The 19,685-nt window shown below is 75.3% G+C and carries 16 protein-coding genes; 7 read left to right on the forward strand and 9 right to left on the reverse strand.

Annotated elements, in window-relative coordinates; translation table 11 throughout:
* Positions 1-11: 11 nt before the first annotated feature.
* Positions 12-2,564 carry a glycoside hydrolase family 65 protein gene (locus tag ABD234_RS04905; protein ID WP_038372363.1) on the reverse strand — a complete coding sequence of 851 codons (2,553 nt, stop codon included), beginning with the start codon at positions 2,562-2,564 and terminating at the stop codon, positions 12-14.
* Positions 2,561-3,388, reverse strand: a complete 828-nt coding sequence (locus ABD234_RS04910) for an HAD-IA family hydrolase (RefSeq protein WP_344354817.1) — start codon at positions 3,386-3,388, stop codon at positions 2,561-2,563. The genes ABD234_RS04905 and ABD234_RS04910 overlap by 4 nt, the downstream gene beginning before the upstream one ends.
* 205 nt (positions 3,389-3,593) lie before the next feature.
* Here ABD234_RS04910 and ABD234_RS04915 point away from each other — a divergent pair, with 205 nt between their 5' ends.
* On the forward strand, positions 3,594-4,262 hold the full coding sequence (locus tag ABD234_RS04915) for an SRPBCC domain-containing protein (RefSeq protein WP_038372364.1): 669 nt from the start codon (positions 3,594-3,596) through the stop codon (positions 4,260-4,262).
* A gap of 22 nt (positions 4,263-4,284) precedes the next feature.
* Here ABD234_RS04915 and ABD234_RS04920 read toward each other — a convergent pair whose 3' ends face one another.
* A complete protein-coding gene (locus tag ABD234_RS04920; protein WP_344354379.1) occupies positions 4,285-7,710 on the reverse strand; it encodes an SNF2-related protein in 3,426 nt (1,141 codons plus the stop codon).
* Between the two features lie 54 nt (positions 7,711-7,764).
* Positions 7,765-8,436: an NAD(P)-dependent oxidoreductase gene (locus ABD234_RS04925; RefSeq protein WP_084148444.1), complete on the reverse strand. Its 672-nt coding sequence runs from the start codon at positions 8,434-8,436 to the stop codon at positions 7,765-7,767.
* A gap of 65 nt (positions 8,437-8,501) precedes the next feature.
* Between ABD234_RS04925 and ABD234_RS04930 the strand changes: the two genes are divergently transcribed.
* The 5 genes from ABD234_RS04930 to ABD234_RS04950 all read left to right on the forward strand — a co-directional run bounded on the left by ABD234_RS04930 (position 8,502) and on the right by ABD234_RS04950 (position 13,470).
* Positions 8,502-9,851 (forward strand): MFS transporter, encoded by a 1,350-nt coding sequence (locus ABD234_RS04930; RefSeq protein WP_232226310.1) that lies wholly within the window; start codon positions 8,502-8,504, stop codon positions 9,849-9,851.
* A 105-nt stretch (positions 9,852-9,956) separates the two neighbouring features.
* Positions 9,957-10,409, forward strand: a complete 453-nt coding sequence (locus ABD234_RS04935) for a VOC family protein (protein WP_038372366.1) — start codon at positions 9,957-9,959, stop codon at positions 10,407-10,409.
* A gap of 75 nt (positions 10,410-10,484) precedes the next feature.
* The gene (locus ABD234_RS04940) at positions 10,485-11,138 is read left to right on the forward strand and encodes an ABC transporter ATP-binding protein (protein ID WP_038372367.1); all 654 of its coding nucleotides are present in this window, start codon (positions 10,485-10,487) and stop codon (positions 11,136-11,138) included.
* Entirely contained in the window at positions 11,135-12,751 is a 1,617-nt protein-coding gene (locus ABD234_RS04945; RefSeq protein ID WP_051486816.1) for a hypothetical protein, read from the forward strand. Before ABD234_RS04940 ends, ABD234_RS04945 begins: the two co-directional genes overlap by 4 nt.
* Complete coding sequence (locus ABD234_RS04950) at positions 12,748-13,470, forward strand: class I SAM-dependent methyltransferase (protein WP_051486817.1); 723 nt, start codon at positions 12,748-12,750, stop codon at positions 13,468-13,470. Before ABD234_RS04945 ends, ABD234_RS04950 begins: the two co-directional genes overlap by 4 nt.
* 11 nt (positions 13,471-13,481) lie before the next feature.
* Here ABD234_RS04950 and ABD234_RS04955 read toward each other — a convergent pair whose 3' ends face one another.
* Positions 13,482-14,573, reverse strand: a complete 1,092-nt coding sequence (locus ABD234_RS04955; RefSeq protein WP_051486818.1) for an NUDIX hydrolase — start codon at positions 14,571-14,573, stop codon at positions 13,482-13,484.
* 104 nt (positions 14,574-14,677) lie between these two features.
* Between ABD234_RS04955 and ABD234_RS04960 the strand changes: the two genes are divergently transcribed.
* Complete coding sequence (locus tag ABD234_RS04960; RefSeq protein ID WP_038372368.1) at positions 14,678-15,322, forward strand: HAD-IA family hydrolase; 645 nt, start codon at positions 14,678-14,680, stop codon at positions 15,320-15,322.
* Between the two features lie 13 nt (positions 15,323-15,335).
* On the opposite strand, the gene ABD234_RS04965 is transcribed toward ABD234_RS04960, so the two are convergent.
* The 4 genes from ABD234_RS04965 to ABD234_RS04980 all read right to left on the reverse strand — a co-directional run bounded on the left by ABD234_RS04965 (position 15,336) and on the right by ABD234_RS04980 (position 19,616).
* Positions 15,336-16,139, reverse strand: coding sequence for an inositol monophosphatase family protein (locus ABD234_RS04965; RefSeq protein ID WP_051486819.1), 804 nt, complete (start codon positions 16,137-16,139; stop codon positions 15,336-15,338).
* A 56-nt stretch (positions 16,140-16,195) separates the two neighbouring features.
* Entirely contained in the window at positions 16,196-17,398 is a 1,203-nt protein-coding gene (locus ABD234_RS04970; protein ID WP_038372369.1) for an aminotransferase-like domain-containing protein, read from the reverse strand.
* A gap of 125 nt (positions 17,399-17,523) precedes the next feature.
* Positions 17,524-18,060 (reverse strand): methylated-DNA--[protein]-cysteine S-methyltransferase, encoded by a 537-nt coding sequence (locus ABD234_RS04975; protein ID WP_038372370.1) that lies wholly within the window; start codon positions 18,058-18,060, stop codon positions 17,524-17,526.
* Entirely contained in the window at positions 18,057-19,616 is a 1,560-nt protein-coding gene (locus ABD234_RS04980; protein ID WP_232226311.1) for an AlkA N-terminal domain-containing protein, read from the reverse strand. The genes ABD234_RS04975 and ABD234_RS04980 overlap by 4 nt, the downstream gene beginning before the upstream one ends.
* Positions 19,617-19,685: the final 69 nt, after the last annotated feature.

The raw sequence follows: 19,685 nt of genomic DNA on the forward strand, positions 1-19,685 counted from the left end.
CGGCGCCGGCCTCAGGAGCCGGGAGCCGGTGCGGGAGCGGACTCCGAGGAGGGATCGGCGACGGGGAACTCCCACGGGGCGTCGGGGATCTGCGGGATCGACGAGGTGATGATGGAGCCGTCGGCCCGCTCGTCGCCCACGCCCTGCGGGGCGCCGAGCACGGCGTCGTCGAGCAGCGGGCCCTGATCGGCCAGCGGCACGGTGACGCCCTCGGCGGTGATCCGCACCCGCTGCCCGCGCACGGAGACCTCGAGCTCCGGGCCCGTCTCCAGGACGAGGGTGATCGCCTCGCGCACGATCCGCACGCGGAAGCGGGAGCCGCGCACCGTCAGCGGGAACACCAGCTCCGGCCACTGCCGCGGCAGCCGCGGGTCGAAGCTGATCTCGCCCTCCTCGTAGCGCATGCCGCCGAAGCCGTGCACCAGGCTCGCCCACACCCCGCCGGCGGAGGCGATGTGCACGCCGTCGGAGGTGTTGTGGTGCAGGTCCGCGAGGTCCACGAACAGGCCCGAGCGGAAGTAGTCCAGCGCGATGCCCTGGTGGCCCACCTCCGCCGCGATGATCGACTGCACCACGGCCGACAGCGAGGAGTCCCCGGTGGTCAGCGGATCGTAGTAGCGGAAGTCGGCGAGCTTCTCCTCGGGGGTGAAGTCCGAGCTGCGCAGGAACAGGGCCAGCACCACATCGGCCTGCTTGAGCACCTGGAAGCGGTAGATCACCAGCGGGTGGAAGTGCAGCAGCAGGGGGAAGGCCTCGTCGGGCGTGCGGGCGAGGTCCCAGACCTCCCGCTCGAGGAAGCGGTCCTCCTGCAGGTGGATGCCCAGCGCGTCGTCCTTGGGGATGAGCATCCCCTGGGCGCAGTCCTCCCACTCCTCCGGCTCGTCCGGGGTGAGCTCGAGATCGGCCACGAGCCGTTCGTAGGCGGCGCGGTCGCGGGCGGCGAGGTCGCGCACCGCCTGGGCGGCGCGGCGCAGGTTGTAGCGGGCCATGACGTTCGTGTACAGGTTGTTGTTCACGACGGTCGTGTACTCGTCGGGGCCGGTCACCGCGTGGATGTGGAAGTGCCGCTCGCCCTCCCCGTGCACCCGCCAGAAGCCGAGGTCCGCCCACAGGCGCGCGGTCTCGACCATCACCTCGACGCCGTCGCGGTCGAAGAACTGCTGGTCGCCGGCGATGTCGCGGTAGGTCGCGAAGGCATGGGCGACGTCCGCGTCGATGTGGTACTGCGCCGTGCCCGCCGCGTAGTACGCCGAGGCCTCGTCGCCGTTGATGGTCCGCCACGGGAACAGCGCCCCGCGCTGGTTCATCTCCCGGGCGCGCTCGCGGGCCTTGGGCAGCAGGTTCACCCGGAAGCGCAGGGCGTTGCGCGCCCAGGCCGGCGAGGTGAACGTGAGGAACGGCAGGACGTACACCTCGGTGTCCCAGAAGTAGTGCCCCTCGTAGCCGGAGCCGGTCAGGCCCTTGGCGGGGATGCCCCACTGGTCCGACCGGGCCGCGGCCTGCGCCAGCTGGAACAGGCACCAGCGGGTCGCCTGCTGCTCCGCCGGGAGGCCCGGCAGCTCGACGTCGCTGCGCTCCCAGAAGTCCTCGAGGTACTGGCGCTGCTCCTGCTCGAAGTGGGCGAAGCCCAGGTCCCGGACCCGGTCCAGGGTGCGGCGGCAGCGGTCGAACAGCTCGCGATGCGGCACCGAGCGGGAGGAGTGGTAGGAGACGGACTTGGTCACCGTCAGGGTCTGCCCGGGCTCGAGATGCGCGCGGGAGACGTGGCGGCCCAGGTCGTCGTCGGTGCTGATGAGCTGCTCGACGTGCACGTCGCTGGAGACGGCGTGGTCGGCGCCGACGGCGAGGGTCATGCCCGAGGTCGCGACCCGGTAGCCCAGCAGCATGCGGCGCTCGCTGTGCCAGTTCTGCAGCGGCCGCAGCACGCGGTGCGCGAAGGCGGTGGTGCGCCGCGGATCGTCCTTGTTGGTGTCCGGGCCGACGCCGTGGCCGAAGTCGTCCTTGGCATCCTGGCGGTTGATGATCTGGGAGCTGATCACCACCGGCGCGGAGCCGGAGAGCATCTCGACGCTGAGCGTCATCAGCGCCAGGTGGCGGTCCGTGAAGGAGACCATGCGGGAGCTGATCACCCGCACCCGCTTGCCGGCGGGGGTGCGCCAGATCAGCTCGCGGCGCTGCACCCCGTCGCGGAAGTCGAGGGTGCGGCCGTACTCCTCGAGGTCGGCGATCGACAGCAGCAGCGGCTCGTCGTCCACGTACAGCTTCATCACCGTCGAGTCGGGGACGTTGATGATGGTCTGCCCGGTCTCGGCGAGGCCGTAGGCGTTCTCGGCGTGCTGGATGCGCCAGGTCTCGTGGAAGCCGTTGAGGAAGGTGCCGTGGTCCTGGGCGTCGCGGCCCTCCGGCGGCGTGCCGCGCATGCCCATGAAGCCGTTCGCCGTGGCGAACAGCGTCTCGAGCAGCCCCAGGTCCGCGCCGGGGCGGGACTCGACCAGCCGCCACTCGTCCACGGGCAGGTGCTGGCGATCCACCGGGTCCAACGGGATGTTGCGCAGTCGGGTCATGCCTGGTCCTCCGGGTCGTGCGAGGTCGTGTCCGTGCTCGGGTCCGGGTCGGGGCTCGCGCTCCGGCCCGGGGCCAGGAGCTCGTCGAGGTCGGAGACGACGAGGCTCGCCCCGGCCCCTGCCAATGTCTCATGCCCCACGCCGCGGTCCACGCCGATCACGAGGCCGAACGCTCCGGCCGCCCCGGCGCTGACCCCGGCGACGGCGTCCTCGTAGACCACCGCCTGCGCGGGCTCGGCGTCCAGCAGCCGTGCGGCATGGACGAAGGTGTCGGGGGCGGGCTTGCCGGGGAGCCCCTCGGCGGCGGCGACGTTCCCGTCCACCACCACCTCGAAGCGGTCGCGCAGCCCGGCGCCGGCGAGCACCTCCTCCGCGTTGCGGGAGCTGGAGACCACGCCGAGCCGCGCGCCGGCGGGCAGGGAGTCGAGGAAGGCGACCGTGCCCGGGTAGGGGTCCACGCCGTCCTCCCGGATCATCGTCATGACCTCGTCGTTCTTCCGGTTCCCCAGGCCGCAGACGGTCTCCTCGCCGGGCTCCTGGTCGGCCGGATCGCCCGGCTCCCCGTAGGGCAGCTCGATGCCGCGGGAGCCGAGGAAGGAGGCGACCCCGTCGTAGCGGGGCTTGCCGTCGACGTAGGCGAAGTAGTCCGCGTCGGTGTACGGCTCCTGCACGCCGCGCGAGGCGAGGAAGGCGCTGAACATCGCCGTCCACGCGCGCATGTGCACGATGGCGGTCGGCGTGATCACGCCGTCGAGGTCGAAGAGGTGCACCGGGAACGACGCGGGCTGGGGCGAGGGCGGGGCGGCGGGCGGGGACTCGGGCAGAGCCGGGGTCCGGGACGTGGGGCGGGGGGATCCGGAATCGCTCACGGGCCCATGCTACGGGCCGGTCCGCGAACGCGCCGGGACCCGGGGGATGGTCACCGTGCCGTGATCCCGCCCGCCCCGGGGCAGGACCGGGGTGACACCGTGCGCAGGCGGCCAGTACTGTGCCTGTGACCCCGACGGTTCCTGGGATCGAGGAGAACGGATGACGATGGACGGGTCCATCCCGGCGATGGACGCGGTGCGCCGCAGCGTCGACATCGAGGCCGACGGCGAGACGGTCCACCTCCGCACGGAGCTCACCAGCAACCTCGCCGAGGCCCCGGCGCAGCTCTGGCCGCGCCTGACGGATCCCGCGGAGCTCTCGCGCTGGTACGGGCCCGTCACCGGGGACCTGCGCGAGGGCGGCCGCTACGCCGCCGCCGGCGGCGCCGGAGGCAGCATCCTCGAGGTGGCCGCGCCGCACAAGCTCTCCCTCACCTGGGAGTACGGGACGAACGTCGACGGCCTGCTGATCCGCCTGGACCCGGAGGACGACGGCACCACCGAGCTGTCCCTCGTCCACACCAGCGAGCTGCCCCGCGAGATCTTCGAGCAGTACGGCCCCGGCGCCTCGGCCCTCGGCTGGGAGATCGCCCTGCTGGGCCTGGCCTCCTACACCGGCGGCTGGGCCCGGAGCTGCCAGGACGAGGTCCCGCAGCCGGGGCCGCTGTGGCTGGCCGGGCCCGACGGCTCGCGCTTCGTCCGCGCCTGGTCGATCCGCTGGGCCGCGGCCTCCGTGGCCGCGGGCACCGACGAGGAGATCGCCCGTCGGGGCGAGCTCGCGACGGCCACCGCCTACGGCGCCGGCCCCGTGGACGCCCCCGTCGCCTGACGGTCCGCGCCGCAGGGCGCGGTCAGGAGCTCTCCGGGGCGTCCTGGTCCTCGGGCGTCGCCTCGGCCGCAGGATCCTCCGCGCCGAAGAGATCGCGGATGTCGGTCGCGGTGAGGTGCTTGCTGAAGGCGTCGCCGCCGTCGGTGAGGGCGTCGAACAGGGCCGCCTTCTTCTCCTGCAGCGCGAGCACCTTCTCCTCGATCGTCCCCTCCGCGACCAGGCGGTAGACCATCACGTTGCTGGTCTGGCCGATGCGGTGGGTGCGGTCGATGGCCTGGGCCTCGGCGGCCGGGTTCCACCACGGATCCAGCAGGAAGACGTAGTCCGCCTCGGTGAGGGTGAGGCCGAACCCGCCGGCCTTGAGCGAGATGAGGAAGACCGGGTCGTCCCCTCCGCGGAAGCCGTCGATCACCTGCGCGCGGTTCCGGGTCGAGCCGTCGAGGTAGGAGAAGGGCACGTCCCGGGAGAGCAGCTCGTCGCCGACGCGGCGCAGGAACGAGGTGAACTGGCTGAAGATCAGCACCCGGTGCCCCTCGGCGAGGACCTCGTCGAGCTTGCCCATCAGGGCGTTCATCTTCGAGGAGGGCACCTCGCCCCACTCGCCCTCGACGATCCGCGGATCCAGCGCCAGCATCCGCAGCAGGGTGAGGGACCGGAAGACGATGAACCGGTTGCGGTCCATGTCGTCGATCAGCCCCAGCACCTTCTTGCGCTCGCGCTGGAGCACCGAGTCGTACAGCTCGCGGTGCTCCGGCTCCAGCGGGATCCGGGCGACCTGCTCCTGCTTGGCCGGAAGGTCCGATGCCACCAGCTCCTTGGTGCGGCGCAGCACGAAGGGGCGGATCCGTCGGCGCAGCCGCGCCATCCGCGCCGGGTCCTCCCCGGACTCGATCGGCCGGACGAACTCGCGGGTGAAGCGCGAGGCGGAGGGGAACAGTCCCGGGACGGTGAGCGCGAGCAGCGACCACAGGTCGGTGAGGGAGTTCTCCAGCGGCGTGCCCGTGACCGCCAGGCGGAAGGGGGCGCGCAGCTTCCGGGCGGTGCGGTGCGCCGCGGTCGCCCGGTTCTTCACGAACTGCGCCTCGTCGAGGATGACGCCGTCCCACTCCTGGGCGATGAACTCCTCGCTGTCGATGCGCAGCAGGGTGTAGCTCGTCACCACGATGTCCGCGTCCTCGACGGCTCCGCGCAGCACGCGCCCGCGCGCCCGGGAGGTGCGGTCCACCACGCGCAGGTCCAGGTCGGGGGCGAAGCGGGCGGCCTCCGCCTCCCACACGCCGAGCACCGAGCTGGGGGCGACGACCAGGAAGGGATGGCGCGGCCCGGGCCCGGCGGCGTCCTGCTCGGCGCGGACGGTGGCGATGAGGGCGAGGGTCTGCAGGGTCTTGCCCAGGCCCATGTCGTCGGCCAGGATCCCGCCCAGGCCCTGGCCGTGCAGGAAGTGCAGCCAGGTCAGCCCGTCGAGCTGGTAGGGCCGCAGCTGCGCCCGGAAGCTCTCGGGCGGCTGCGGGGCCGGGACGTCCTGCAGGGAGCGCAGCGCGCCGACGCCGCGGGTGAAGGACGCGGCCTCGCGGGCCTCGTCGGCGAGGGCGGCGATGTCCTCCCAGAAGTCCAGGTGCACCCGGGAGATGCGCTGGTGGTCCGGCTCCCATTCGGCCAGGGCCTCGCCCTCGGCGATCAGCCGGCGCAGCCCGTCGAGGCTCTCGTGCTCGAGGGAGAAGTAGGTGCGGTCCGGCAGCAGCAGCTTCGAGCGGCCCTCGGCGAGGGCCCGGAACAGCTCCGGGAAGGGGATGGTGCGTCCCTCGATGGTCACCTCGAAGGCGAGGTCGAACCAGTCGTGCTTGCCGGCGCTCTCCTGCTGGGTGACCCGCACCTGCGGGGCGTCCAGCAGCTCGCGGTAGCGGTGGCGCTGCCCGCTCACCTCGACCTGCACATGGCGCAGGGAGCGCAGCGCGTCCAGGACCTGCTCGGTGAACAGGGCCGTGTCCACGCCGTGGAGGACCTCGAGGGGATCATGCGCGGCGGTGGGCCAGGAGGTGCGGACCTCGGCCAGCACCGCGTCCTCGTGGTCGAGGTCGCGGTGCCCGCCGCTGCGGCGGTCCACCGCGACGGTGCGCTCGGGGTCGTGGTAGCGCCAGGACCAGTGCAGCTCGACGGTGTCGTCGGGGGAGTAGACGGCGTCCAGGTGCAGGGAGGGCGGGGGGATCGAGGGCAGAGGGACCGAGGCGTCGGTGCTGGTGACGGTGATGTGCCGGCGCAGGCGGGGGTAGGCCTCGCGGAAGAACTCGGGGGCGTCGGCCCGGGGGACCAGCAGCGGGGCGCCGCGGTCCAGCAGCGAGCGGATCTGCTTGGGCAGCGGGATCTCGGCGGGGGCGAGCACCAGGTCGATCCGCTCGTTCGGGCTGCGACCGGAGCGCGGGCCGCGCGGCAGGCGCACGTCCATCACGGCGCTCTCGCCGATGGGACGGGGCAGCAGGGCGCGCGTGCCGTCGATGCTCACGGCCACGCGCAGCTCGAGGTCGGTGCCGTCCTCGGCCCCGGGCTCGTCGCCGGCCGCCTCGCCGACGGCCTCGAGGTCCAAGGAGACCCGCGCCTGGCCGGCGAGCTCGACCGAGCCGAGGTTCCCCTGGGGGATCAGCTCGACGCCCGCATCCCGGGCGGCGGAGAGGAACTCCCAGATCAGCGGGGTGCGGATCGTCTCCAGCCACAGGTGCTCGACCGGTCCGCGGGTGTAGCTGCGCTCGGACTCGGCGACGGTGAACAGCTGGGTGAGGGCGTCGGCGTGCGCGGAGACGTACTCCTGGTTCATGCCGCGGAACTCGAAGGTCCTCCAGGACAGGCCGGACTTGATCCAGTTCCCGCGCTTCCCGGCGCGCAGCGGCCGGATGCCCAGGTGCAGGGGGCGTCCGGCGTGGATGTGCCCGGGGGTGGCCGGCTCGTTGCCCCAGGCGTAGTGGGTGCGCTGGAGCGGCTCGGCCTGCAGCTCCACGCCGATCGCCAGCGGGAGGCGCGGGGCGTCCTGCGGGGTCTCGACCATCAGGGGGTCCAGCAGCTCGCGCCAGGCGGGGCGGCCGACGGTCGCCTCGGCCAGCTCGCCGCCGGCGCGGATCCGCGAGACGGCGTACAGCACGGCGGCGGCGTGCTCGCAGGAGGTGCCGGAGCTGCAGTCGCAGCGGGAGGCCACGGGGATCCACAGCTCGCCCTCGGGGCCGCGGTCGGCGGGATCCTCGGGGGAGAGCAGCTCGAGCTGGACCTGCACGTGCGCGGCGTCGCCGGGCCGGGGGCCCGAGCTCACCGACCCGGACAGCACGCCGGAGGCGAGGTCCCAGGTGAGGTCGTGGACGTCGCCCTCGCGCAGGTGGATCCGCCCGCTCTGCGCCGCCTCCACGCCGGTGAGACCGGCGATCTGGTGCTCGGGCAGGCGCGGCACGCGGGAGTCATGAGGCATCCCTCCAGCGTAACGCCTGCCGGGCTCGCGCAGAGGGGCCGGGCCCCGCGCCTCTCAGTCCGGGCGGGCGGGCACGACGGCGTAGACCGGCCGGGCCGAGGAGGCCTCGAGGGCCTGGTCGACCAGCGCCCGGGCGAGGTCCTCGAGCGGCAGCGGGGCGGCGACCGCCTCCTCGGGCGCGACGAGGCGGTAGGCCTTGGAGCCGAGCAGGTCGGTGAGGCGGCCGGCGCGCAGCACCGTGGTGGCCAGGCCGCTGGAGTCCAGCAGGTGCTCCATCCGGCGCATGTCCGCCATCGAGCCCTGGTGCAGGGCCGTGCGCAGGGGAGCGAGGGCGGTGCGCACCGCCCGCGGCGCCCGGGCGGGGCCGGCCAGGTCCACGTGGGAGGCGGCGACCAGGCGCGGCAGGCCCAGGGCGCGCATCGCCCGCACCAGCGCGACGGCCGTGTCGGTCCGGATCATCGTCGGCGGCGAGGACAGGCGGGTGCCGATGCCGAGCACGACCGCATCGGCCCCGGAGACCGCCTCCCGCAGGTCCTCCTCCGAGCGCTCCCGGGCGGGGCGGATCGCGAGGTCCGCGGTCACCCGGGCCACCCGCGAGGGATCCGGGGCGGTGGCCGTCACGGCGATGCCGCGCACCAGCGCCTCGCGGACCACCGCCTCGCCCAGCGGATCGTCGGCGCCGATCACGGCCAGTCGCGTCGAAGGAGCGCGTCGCACAGAGGTCATGGCTGAACGCTACCGGGATGCGGACCGCTTTGCCCCCGCGCCGGGGCGGTGGAAGACTGCCGGGAGTGACCACACCCCCGTCCGAGCCCCCGGAGCGCGGACCGGGGAGCACGCCCTCCGGTGCCTCCGGCGGGCGCAGCACGGCGCAGGTCCTGCGGGGCCTGGCCCCCTCGGTGTACATCCCCACCGTCCTCGAGTCCGCGGGGGAGACCGCCCTCCTCCCGGTCGTGCCGCTGATCGCGCTCCAGCTCGGCTTCGACGTGTCGCAGGCGGCGGCCCTCACGGTGATCTTCGGCCTCGCCTCGGTGCTCGGCCCGATCCCCGCAGGCCGCCTGATGGGCCGCGTGGGCGGGCGGCGGGCCATCGTCCTCGCCGGGATCCTGCTGGTCCTGGCCAACCTCATGGCCCTGGTCGTCATCGGCGCCGGCATGTCGGGGGAGCCGGGACCGGTGCATCGGGCCGCCCTGATCGTCCTGCTCGTGGTGATGGCGGGGGCCGGGCAGGTGTGGGCGCTGGGCCGGCAGTCGTACCTCGGCACCGCGCTGCCGGTGTCGATGCGCGCCCGCGGGATGACCCTGTACGGCGGCATGCTGCGCATCGGCCAGGTCGTCGGGCCGCTGCTGGGCGCGCTGGTCATGGCCGTCGGGCACGAGAGCTGGGTGTTCGGGCTGTTCGCGGTGATGACCGCGCTGGCCACCGCGTCGGTGGCCGTGTTCATGATCCCCGGGGAGGACCGCGCGGCCGCGCTCTCGCGCACCGGGGACCTGCCGCGCCGGGACCGGACCCCGGCCCGGACCCGCCTGGACCGGGCCGTGCTGCGACGCATGGTGATGGTCGGGATCGGCATCGCCCCGGTGATGATGGGCCGCGTCAACCGGCCGGTGATCGTCCCCCTGATCGGCGCGGCCCTGCACCTGGACGCGACGACGATCTCCGTGATCTTCGGGGCGACGGCGGTGATCGAGATCGCCCTGGTCGTCCCGGCCGGCGTGCTCATGGACCGCTTCGGCCGGGTCGCGGTGGCGGTGCCGTGCTCCGTGCTCATGGGGCTGGGCTTCGTGCTGCTGTCGGTCCTCGCGGTGACGATCGGGGACGCGGGCAGGGGCTCGGCGATGCTGGCCCTGCTGCTGCCCAGCATCCTCATCGCCGTCGGCAACGGCCTGGGCTCGGGGATCGTGATGACCCTGGGCATCGACACCTCCCCGGTGCACGGCCGCACCCGCTACCTGGCCTGGTGGAACACCCTGCTTGGGGCGGGACGCCTGGTGGCGCCGCTGATGGTCACGGCCATCACCCTGGTCGCGCCGGTCGCCGCGGCGGGCGCCGCCAGCGGCGTGCTGTGCCTGGCCGGCGCGGGCTGGCTGGCGAGGGTCCTGCCGACGATCACGCCGGCCGGCGGGACCCGCCGGCGCTGAGGCCCCGGCCGATGGTCCCGACGGCCTGCCGGTCCCGCGCCCCGGCCCCTACGATGGCGCCGTGGACCGGGCGCGCCGCGCTCGCACCGTCGGAGGGAGACTCCCATGTCCTACGCCCTGCACGCCTATGTCAGCTTTCCCGGCACCGCCCGTGAGGCGCTCGAGTTCTATCGCAGCATCTTCGGCGGCGAGCTGACGTTCACGACCTTCGGCGACTACCGCGCCGTGCCGGAGGGGTCCGATGCCGCGGACAGGATCATGCACGCCTCGCTGATCACCCAGCGCTTCTCGCTGTTCGCCTCCGACGAGGTCGAGGGGATGGCCCCGGTCCGCTACGGCGACAGCGTGAGCCTCGCGTTCATGGGCCGGGGCGTCGACGCCCTCGAGGAGCTCACCGTGGCCTTCGAGAAGCTGGCCGAGGGCGGCACGGTCACCACGGAGCTGGAGAAGCAGATGTGGGGGGACCACTACGGCGCCGTCGTCGACCGCTTCGGGGTGTCCTGGATGGTCGACGTGAGCGAGGTCGGGGACGAGACGGAACCGTCCGCGCGCTCCTGACCGTCCCCGGTCGTCGGGGCAGGATCCGACGGAGGTCGCTTGCGCCGCCCCTGCGCGGTCCGATGGAATCCTCGGGTGCCCCCGCGTCCTGCCGCCCCCGCCGTGTCCTTCGCCGATGTCGCCGTGCTGCGGGACGACGTGCTCATGCTCGACGGGGCCAGCGGCGGCGTGGCGCCGGGCCGCGCCCTCGCGCTGACCGGACGCAACGGCGCCGGGAAGACGACGCTCCTGCGGGTGCTCGCGGGGATGGTCGCGCCGACCGTCGGCAGCGTCTCGGTGATGGGGCGGGTCCCCGATGACCGCGACCGGCGCTTCCGGCGCAGCCTGGCGGCGCTGATCGGCCCGCCGCAGACGGCGCGGGACCTCACGGTGGAGGAGAACCTGCGGTTCGTCGCCGCCACCTGGGGCGCCCGCGCGGACGCGGCACGGGCGCACGGCCGGGCGCTGCTGGCGTCGCTGGCGCTGGAGCCCCTGGCCCGGAGGTACCCGCACGAGCTCTCGAGCGGGCAGGCGCAGCTGGTGGGGATCGCGATGACGCTCTCGCGCCCCTTCGACGTGCTCCTGCTGGACGAGCCGGAGCAGCGCCTGGACCCCGAGCGCCTCGGCCTCGTGATCGATGTGCTCGCCGCCCGGCGCGAGGAGGGCGCCGCGATCGTGCTGGCCAGCCACAGCCCCGTCCTCGTCGACGCCCTCGCCCAGGAGCGCGTGCACCTCGAGGCCGCGGCGTGAGCGCTCCCCGGTCCTCGGGTCCGGGCGCGCACGCCGACCTGTGGGAGCGGGCCGACGGCCGCAGCACCCTGGCCGCCGTGCAGGAGGCCTGGGGAGCCCGCCGCGGCACCCGGGGCGCGGGCGAGAAGGCCTACCTCGTCTACCTCGTGGTGATGAGCGTGCTGATCCTCGGGTACGTGCCCGCGCGCGCCGTGATGCAGGCGCTGGCCGGGCCCGAGCTGCTGCCGCTGATCGCCGCACCGCGCGCCCCGCAGCTGCTCACGACGCTCTGGCTGCTGGCCTGCGCGGGCGCCGCGCTCGCCGGCGGGCTGCGCGGTCCGGTGGTGCTCAGCCCGTTCTTCACCGCGACGATCGCCGCCTCGGCCATGCCCCGGCACATCGCGCTGCGATGGCCGCTGCTGCGCTGCGCGGCCCTGCTCGCCGGGACCGGCGCGACGGCGGGGGCGGTGATCGGCGGCGCCCGGGCGGTCGCCGGGATCGGCTCGGCCGGGGACGCGCTGCTGCTGTCCCTCGCCTGCCTGGGCGCGGGCCTCGTGGTCATCGGCCCGTGGATGCTCGGCGAGGTCCTCGCCCCCGCCGTCCCCGAGCCCGGCAGGCCGCGCCGGCGGATCCTCGGCGGCCCGCAGCTGGCGGCGGCGTTCGCGGCCGCCGCCGGCTGCGCCGCGGCGACCGCGACCCCCTGGGGGATCGGTGCGGTCCTGGACCCGGCCACCACGGCGCCGGAGGCCGCCGCCTGGGCCTTCGCGCTGGTGCTCGCGGGCGCATCCACGGTGGTGCTGTGCCTGACGGCGCTGGACCAGCTGCACGGACGGGTCCTCGCCGAGCAGGCCGCGCGCTGGAGCGCCGCCACCACCAGCGCCCTGACCGGGGACCTGGCGGCCGGCAGCGGAGCGTTCCGGATGCCGCCGCGGGCGGGGCGGCGGCTGCGCGCCGTCGAGCCGGTCCCCGCCGGACCCCTGACCCTCGTGCTGCTCTACCTGCGCCGCGATCTCGTGGCCCTGCTGCGCACGCCCGCCCGCCTGGTCACCGGGATGCTCACGAGCACGGCCGCCGCCGCGCTGCTGCTCGCCTCGGCCGCGCTGCCGGGCGTGCGGGGATGGCTGGGCGTGCTGACCGCCGCGGCGCTCGCCTGGGCCGCCTCGAGCGCGGTCACCGACGGGCTCCGGCATGCGGTCGCCACGCTCGGCGCCCCGCCGCTGCTGGGCCAGGGCGTGCGGGCGCAGCTCGCGCTGCACCTGACGGCGCCGCTGCTGGCCCTGCTGCTGGCGGGCGCCGCCGGCGGCGGGGCGGCGATCCTGGCCGGGGCCGATGCGGGAGGCCTGCTCCCGGTCCTGCTGCTGACGGCGGTGACGGTCCTCGGCCGTGCGCGGGACGCCGCCAAGGGGCCGATGCCGCTGCGCCTCGCGGCGCCGATGCCCACCGCGATGGGCGACGCCTCGGTGATCCCGATGCTGCTGTGGCAGGGCGACGCGCTGCTGCGGGCCCTCGGGGCGGCGGTGCTGGTCGTCCTCGCGAACACCGTGGCACCCTGGGGGAGCGTGCTCGCCGCGCTCGCCGTCCTCGTGCTGCTGACGCTCGAGCTCGCCCATCGGATCAGGGAGGCCACCCCATGACCACGCCCGCCGGCGCTGCGGAGCCCTTCGACCTGCGGACCACCCCGAACCCGCTGATCCGCACGGCAGGGCGCGCCCTGGGGGCCCTGAACGCTCGCCATCCCTGGGACCACAACCACCACTTCCACGGCTGGATCCTGCGCAGCCTCCCGCCCCGGGCCCAGCGCGCCCTGGACGTCGGCTGCGGGCGCGGGGACCTCGTGGCGGCGCTGCGCGGACGCGTCCCCGAGGTCGACGGGATCGACCCGGATCCGACGATGGCGGCCGCGGCCGCGGAGCGCTTCGCGCCCATCGGCCGGGTGCGGATCCGGTCGCTGCGGCTGGACGAGCTCGACCCCTCCCGGGAGCGCTACGACGTCGTCACGATGGTCGCGAGCCTGCACCACATGGACCTGGAGGAGGCGCTGACGCAGGTGCGCGCCCTGCTGCGGCCCGGCGGGCGCCTGCTCGTGGCCGCGCTGGTGCGCCCCGAGACCGCGGCGGACCACGCCTGGGACGTGGCCGGGGCGCTGAGCAACCCGGTGATCGGCCTGATCAAGCATCCCCGTCCGGCCCGCGGCGGGGGCGGGGACCCGCAGATGCCGGTGCGGGATCCCGCCACGGGGATCACCGAGCTGCGCCGCACGGCGCGCCGCATCCTCCCCGGGGCGCGGGTCCGTCGCCGGGAGGGCTTCCGCGTGACCCTGTTCTGGGAGGCGCCGCCCGCCGAGGGACGCTGAGCGCGTCCCCGTCAGCGGTTCGGGCGGGGGAGGGCGGCGAGCACCGCCGGCCACAGCCGGGCGAGGCGCCCCGTCCACGGACCGGCCATCTTGCCGGCCTCCAGCAGCTCGCGCACGCGGTCCGGGCTCGCCCAGGCGGCCTCGGCGACCTCGACCGGATCGATCCTCACGTCCGCATCCGCGGCGACGCGGGCGAGGAACAGGTCCACGTGCGCGTTCTGCTCGGTGTGCCGGCCGATCAGCTCCAGCTGCCCGGTCCCGACCTCCAGGCCGGTCTCCTCGGACAGCTCCCGGCGCGCGCCCTGCACGGCCGTCTCCCCGGCCAGGACGCTGCCGCCGGGAAGCTCCCACATCGAGGGCCAGCCCTCCTTCGCGGCGGAGCGACGGGTGAGCAGCACGGTCCCGTCCGCCCGGGCTGCGACGACGCAGGCCACCTGGTGGAAGCTCCCGGCCGGGAGCGGATCCCCGCGACGGTGCGTCCGGCCCAGCGACGCTCCGGCGCGGTCCACCAGGTCCCAGATCTCGTCGAGGTCCTCGGCCGGGCGCGGCGCGGAGGCCGGGTGCGGGCCGGGGATCAGGTGCGAGCCGGGGGCCGGAGCCGGGGAGGAGGCCGGGGCCGGGGCGGCCAGCGGGATCAGGCGCCGGTCGCCGGTCGCGGTGATCCGGTCGAGGAGGGCGCCGGCGAGCTGCAGGCGCCGGGCCCCGCCCGGGCGGCCCTCGGCGCGGGCCAGCACCGGGCCGAGCTCGCGGGCGAGGGCCGTGATCGCCCTCAGGGGGCGCATGGCCAGGGTGATCCTGTGGATCAGGCCGTCCTCGTCCAGCTCGAGATGCTGGAACTCCTGCAGGTCCACGCCGCGCACGCGAGCCCTCGCGATGAGCAGCGTCTCGCGGCCCTCGGAGATCTCGGTGACATAGCGGAAGCCGCTGACCACGGAGAACACGGAGGCCAGCACGACCTCGACCTGGTCGCGGCCGCGGAAGGCGAAGCGCTCGGTGATCGGGGAGATCAGCTCGACGTCCTTCGCGAGCACGGCCAGCGCCGCCCGATGGTCGCCGCTCTCGCCGGCGCTGCGCCAGGTCCGGATCGCCGTCGTGGTGTCCATGATGTCCTTCCGCTGTCGCCTGGCGGCCCGTGCCGCGACCGGGTGGCCCTGCCGGCCGTGCCGCGCCCGGGCGGCGTGCAGGCTCGCCGCCTACCCTCGCACAGGTGACCTCCTCCCTCGCCGCCATCTCCGCCCTCCTCCGCTCCGGGACCGTCCGCGCGGTGGTCAGCGACCTCGACGGGGTGCTGCGCGTGTTCGACCCGCAGCTGTGGGACGAGCTCGACGCCCGCCTGGGCACCCCGCCCGGCACCGCCTTCGGCGCGATCCTCGGCAGCCCCGTCCTGCACGAGGTGGTGCGCGGCCGGGCCACGCATGCGCAGTGGCGCGAGCGGGCCCGGGACGATCTCCGCACGGCGGGCGCGGAGCCCGGCGCCGCCGCCGCGGCCGTGGCGCGATGGGCCGATGCTCCCGCCGTCGTCGATCCGTCGGTGCGCCGCCTCCTGCGCGAGGCCCGATCCGCCGGGGCGACGGTGATGGTGCTGACCAACGGGACCGACCGGGTGCGCGAGGAGGTGGGCGCCCTGGGGCTGGCCGATGTCGTCTCCGAGGACGGCCGCCACCTGCTCAGCTCCCACGAGACCGGTCACGCCAAGCCCGAGCCGGAGGCCTACGCCGCCGCGCATCGGCGGCTCGAGGAGCTCGCCGGGGCCCGCCTCGCCCCGGCCGAGGTCGCCTTCCTCGACGACTCGCCCCGCAACGTCGCCGCCGCCGGGGTCTTCGGCTGGCGGGCCTTCCACCACCTCGGCTGATGCCCCGGGCGTCTCAGCCGTCCAGGCCGATGAGCCCGTCCGGGCCGACGAGCCCGCGCAGCTCCTGCACCGTGCCCGGGTGCCCCACCAGGACCAGCTCGCCGGTGCGATCGCGCAGGACATCGGCCCCCGCCTCCTCGGCGATGAGGATGCCGCCCAGGAGGTCCCAGATCTCGTTGCGGTAGGCCAGCAGCGCGCCGAGCCGGCCGGTGGCCAGCAGGACCCAGTCCGCCGACGGCGCCCACGTGCGCAGGACCCGCTTGGCCGAGCGCTCCAGGGCCCCGAAGATCGCGTTGCGGCGGGCGTCGTCGTGGCCGACCGCGTAGCCCTGCGTGAAGGAGACCGTGGTGTGCGCGAGGGGATCCGCCGCGTCCAGGCGCAGACGCCGCGGGCCCGATGCGCCGACGGACAGGTAGGCGCCCTCGCCGCGGATCGCCCAGCACGTGCGGCGGCGCGGCGAGTCGTGCACCACCGCGACCAGCGGCCCCTCCCGGTCGCACAGGGTGATGCACACGCCGTACACGTCCAGCCCCAGCACGTAGTTGTTGGTGCCGTCCAGCGGGTCGATGAGCCAGCGCAGCGGCGCATCGGCGCCCGCGCCCTGCTCGCCCTCCTCCTCGCCGAGGATCCCGTGCTCGGGATAGCGCTCGGCGATGCCGGCGGCGATCAGGCGCTCTGCCGCATGGTCGACGTGGGTGACCAGGTCCGCCCCGTCCCCCTTGCTGCGCACGCGGGCCGTCTCCCGCTCGGCGACGGCGAGGTCCCCGGCGCGGCGGGCGAGGGAGATGGCGAGGTCGGCGGCGCTGCGGAGGTCCATCGTCCGAGAGTAGGAGACGGCGGCCCGGAGCCGGCCGCGCCGCGCCGCGGCGGGGGTCAGCGGGCGCCGTGGGCGGCGATGACCTCGCCGAGCCGGGCGACGGCGCTCCCGATCACCTCGGGGGCGTGCGTCACGAAGCTCAGCCGCATGGTGGAGCGGTCGGGGTTGTCGGCGTAGAAGGACCAGCCGGGCAGGTAGGCGACCCCGGCCGCCACGGCGTCGGCCAGCATGGCCTGGGCGTCGTAGCCCTCGCCCAGGGCGGCCCACAGGAACATGCCGCCGTCGGGCAGGGTGACGTGCGCGCCCGGGGGCAGCAGCGGGGTCAGCGCCGCGGACAGGGCGTCGCGCCGGGTGCGGTACACGGCGCTGACCCGCGCGACGTGCGCGTCGAGGTCGCACACCTCGAGGTACCGGGCCACGGTGAGCTGGTCCACCACGGAGGACTGCATGGAGATCGCAGCCTTCGCCACGGCGAGGGTGTCCAGCACGCGGCCCTCCGCGCGGATCCAGCCGATGCGGACCCCCGGGCTCATCAGCTTGCTCATCGAGTTCATGAGCAGGGTCCGCTCGGACATGCCCGGCAGGGACGCGATCGGCGGGAAGGTGGTGCCGGTGAAGCTGAGCTCGCCGTACGGGTCGTCCTCCACGAGCGCCGTGCCGGTGCGCAGCAGCACCTCGGCGACCTCGCGGCGACGGTCCGTCCCCATCGTCCGGCCGGTCGGGTTCTGGAAGGTGGGGATGAGGTAGACGAACTTCGGGTGATGCTCGCGGATCGATCGCTCCAGGGCCTCGGGGATCACCCCGTGGTCGTCGGTCTCTACCCCGATCATGCGCGCGCCGTGCACCGCGAAGGCCTGCACGGCCGCGAGGTACGTCGGCGATTCGACGAGGACGACGTCACCGGGCTCGAGCATCGCCTGCGCGGCGACGAACAGCCCCTCCTGCGAGCCGGAGGTGATGCGGATCTGCCCGGCCGAGGTCGGCAGGTGCCGCGAGACCCGGCGGGCCGCCTGCTCGCGCAGCTCCGGCTCGCCCTCGCTCACGCCGTACTGGAGGGAGCGTGCGCCCTGATGGGTGAGCACCCAGTCGTAGGCGGCGCGGACGTCCTCGAGCTCGAACAGCGCCGGATCCGGGATCCCGCCCGCGAAGGACACCACATCGGGCCGTGCGGCGAGCGCGAAGATGTCCTTGAGCGGGGAGGACTCCATCCCGGCGTAGCGGGCGGCGACGGGGAAGCGGAACGGCTCGGGCGCGGTCATCCCCATATGGTGGCACGCACGGCCCGCCGTGCACGGTCAGGCCGAGGCCGCAGCGGCCGGTCGCGGCCAGGATCACGCCGCGGATCCGCGTGCGGGCGCCGCCGCCCCGGGGACGGGGCGCCCCGTCACTGCGGGAGCACGCCCTCCAGGGCCAGCAGCGCGCGCTTGGTCTCCACGCCGCCCGCATAGCCGGTCAGGGATCCGTCCGAGGCGAGCACCCGATGGCACGGCACCATGATCGAGATCGGGTTGGTGCCCACCGCCCGGCCCACCGCCTGCGCCGCGCGCGGGCGGCCGATGGCGCGGGCGATGGTGCCGTAGGTGGTGGTGCTGCCGCGCTCGATGGCGCGCAGCTGCTCCCACACCAGGTGCTGGAAGGCGGTGCCGCGGGGCGCCATGGGCAGGTCGAAGCGCTCGCGCTCGCCGGCGACGTAGGCCAGCAGCTGGTCGCGGGCCCGGCACAGGAGCGCGTCCTCGGGCGCCGCGGGGGAGCCCAGGCGCGGGGCCGCCGGGAAGTGCGCCTGCTCTTCGCGCCACACGCCGGTGACGGCATCGCCCTCCGCGGCGATGAGGTAGGTGCCCAGGGCCGTCGGGACCCGCAGGTGCCGGGCGGGGCCCGTCCCGGGGGCGACGGGCGTCGCGGGGTGGGTGTGGGGGCTCATGATGCGGTGTCCTTCCGTCGGGGCGACCGGGCGGGGAGCCCGGCCTGGTGGTGCCACAGGTGCAGGGTCGCGTAGGACCGCCAGGGGGAGGCGGCGTCCAGGAGCGCGGTGAGGGAGGGGTGGTCCTCGGCCAGGCCCAGATCGCGGGCCGCGGCGAGCAGGGCGACGTCGCGGGCGGGAGCGACATCGATCGCCCGCACCCCGCGCAGCAGCGCGTAGTCCGCGGTCCACGGGCCGACGCCGCGCAGCGCCAGGAGCTGCGCGCGCACCGCGCTCACCTCCGCCGCGGGATCGAGGTCCGCCTGCAGCGCGCCGATGAGGGCGGCACGCCGGGCGCCGGGGCCGCGGTACCACTGCTCCGCCGTCGCGGCGGCCTCGCGCGGGCGCAGGGGCAGGCGGTGCACGCCGCCGGTGCGCAGATGCTCCGGCAGCGGCTCCTCGCGGAGGTCGGTGGCGCGGGTGATCTGGTCGCGGGCCTGCACGGTGGTGATCTGCTGGCCGACGATCGCCCACAGCAGCGCCTCGGACAGGCTCGGGGTGCCCGGGATCCGCAGGCCCGGGCGGCGGGCCACCAGGTCGGCGAGCACGGGCTGGGCGGCCACGAGACCGGCATCGATCCCGTGCGGATCCGCGTCCAGGTCCAGCAGGCGGCGCACCAGGCCGATGGCCGCGGAGTAGTCGCGCAGGTCCGCCAGGCGCAGCACCAGCGTCAGCGGCCCGTCCTCGGCGCCGAGGTCGACCTGGAGCACGCCCGGGCCGTGGGCCAGGCGGACCGCGCGGGTCCAGACGGTGCCGACGACCTCCTCGACCCCCGGCACGGCGCGCACCGCGAACCACGCCGCGAGTCCGGCGCCGTCGAAGGGGCGCCGCACCGCCAGGCGCGCGGTGAGCACGGCGGCGCTCCCGTCGGCGCCATGGCCGGCGTCCTCGGGGCCGGCGGCTGCCGGCCCGGCCCCCTCGGGGGCGGCCCCGGGGCGACCGGCGCCGCGGCGCCGGGGGACGGCGCGCTCGCGCACCACCGACGGGGCGTGCCCGAAGATCTGCGTGAACGTCTCGTGGAACTGCCGTTCGCTGCCGAACCCCGCGGCATGGGCGATCTGCGCGAGCGGGAGCTGCGAGCCGGCGACCAGGTCGTGGGCGCGGCGCGCCCGTCGGATCCGGGCGTGGGCCAGGGCTCCGGCGCCGGTGCGGCGCACCAGGGCGCGGTGCAGGGTCCGCTCCGAGACCGCCAGGCGCGCGGCGAGGGCGGGGACGCTGCCCCCGTCGTCCAGCGCCCCCTCGTCGATGAGGCGCAGGGCGCGCTCGGCGAGGCTCCCGGCGGGGTCGTCGTCGGGGCTGCCGGGCGGGGCCATCGGCCCGCACCGCTTGCAGGCGCGATAGCCGGCCGCGACCGCGGCCGCGGCGGAGGGCGCGAACTCCACCCCGGTGCGCTGCGGGGTGCGCGCAGGACAGGAGGGGCGGCAGAAGATCCCCGTCGACCGGACGCAGGTGAAGAACATGCCGTCGAACCGCGTGTCGCGGCTGCGGATCGCGGCGTAGCGTTCGTCATCGGTCATCGGGTGCATGGCACCAGTGAACCCCGCTGCGGCCTCCGGCACCAGCGGGATTCGGACAGGGTGGCCGGT

It is taken from the genome of Brachybacterium phenoliresistens, assembly GCF_039530785.1.
In the GTDB taxonomy this organism is placed as follows: Bacteria; Actinomycetota; Actinomycetes; order Actinomycetales; family Dermabacteraceae; genus Brachybacterium; species Brachybacterium phenoliresistens.

Coding starts and splice junctions, on each gene's coding strand:
- ABD234_RS04955 (WP_051486818.1), bottom strand. CDS start 14,573: ATGGACACCACGACGGCGATCCGGACCTGGCGCAGCGCCGGCGAGAGC.
- ABD234_RS04980 (WP_232226311.1), bottom strand. CDS start 19,616: ATGACCGATGACGAACGCTACGCCGCGATCCGCAGCCGCGACACGCGG.
- ABD234_RS04915 (WP_038372364.1), top strand. CDS start 3,594: ATGACGATGGACGGGTCCATCCCGGCGATGGACGCGGTGCGCCGCAGC.
- ABD234_RS04950 (WP_051486817.1), top strand. CDS start 12,748: ATGACCACGCCCGCCGGCGCTGCGGAGCCCTTCGACCTGCGGACCACC.
- ABD234_RS04920 (WP_344354379.1), bottom strand. CDS start 7,710: ATGCCTCATGACTCCCGCGTGCCGCGCCTGCCCGAGCACCAGATCGCC.
- ABD234_RS04965 (WP_051486819.1), bottom strand. CDS start 16,139: ATGGACCTCCGCAGCGCCGCCGACCTCGCCATCTCCCTCGCCCGCCGC.
- ABD234_RS04935 (WP_038372366.1), top strand. CDS start 9,957: ATGTCCTACGCCCTGCACGCCTATGTCAGCTTTCCCGGCACCGCCCGT.
- ABD234_RS04925 (WP_084148444.1), bottom strand. CDS start 8,436: ATGACCTCTGTGCGACGCGCTCCTTCGACGCGACTGGCCGTGATCGGC.
- ABD234_RS04970 (WP_038372369.1), bottom strand. CDS start 17,398: ATGACCGCGCCCGAGCCGTTCCGCTTCCCCGTCGCCGCCCGCTACGCC.
- ABD234_RS04905 (WP_038372363.1), bottom strand. CDS start 2,564: ATGACCCGACTGCGCAACATCCCGTTGGACCCGGTGGATCGCCAGCAC.
- ABD234_RS04975 (WP_038372370.1), bottom strand. CDS start 18,060: ATGAGCCCCCACACCCACCCCGCGACGCCCGTCGCCCCCGGGACGGGC.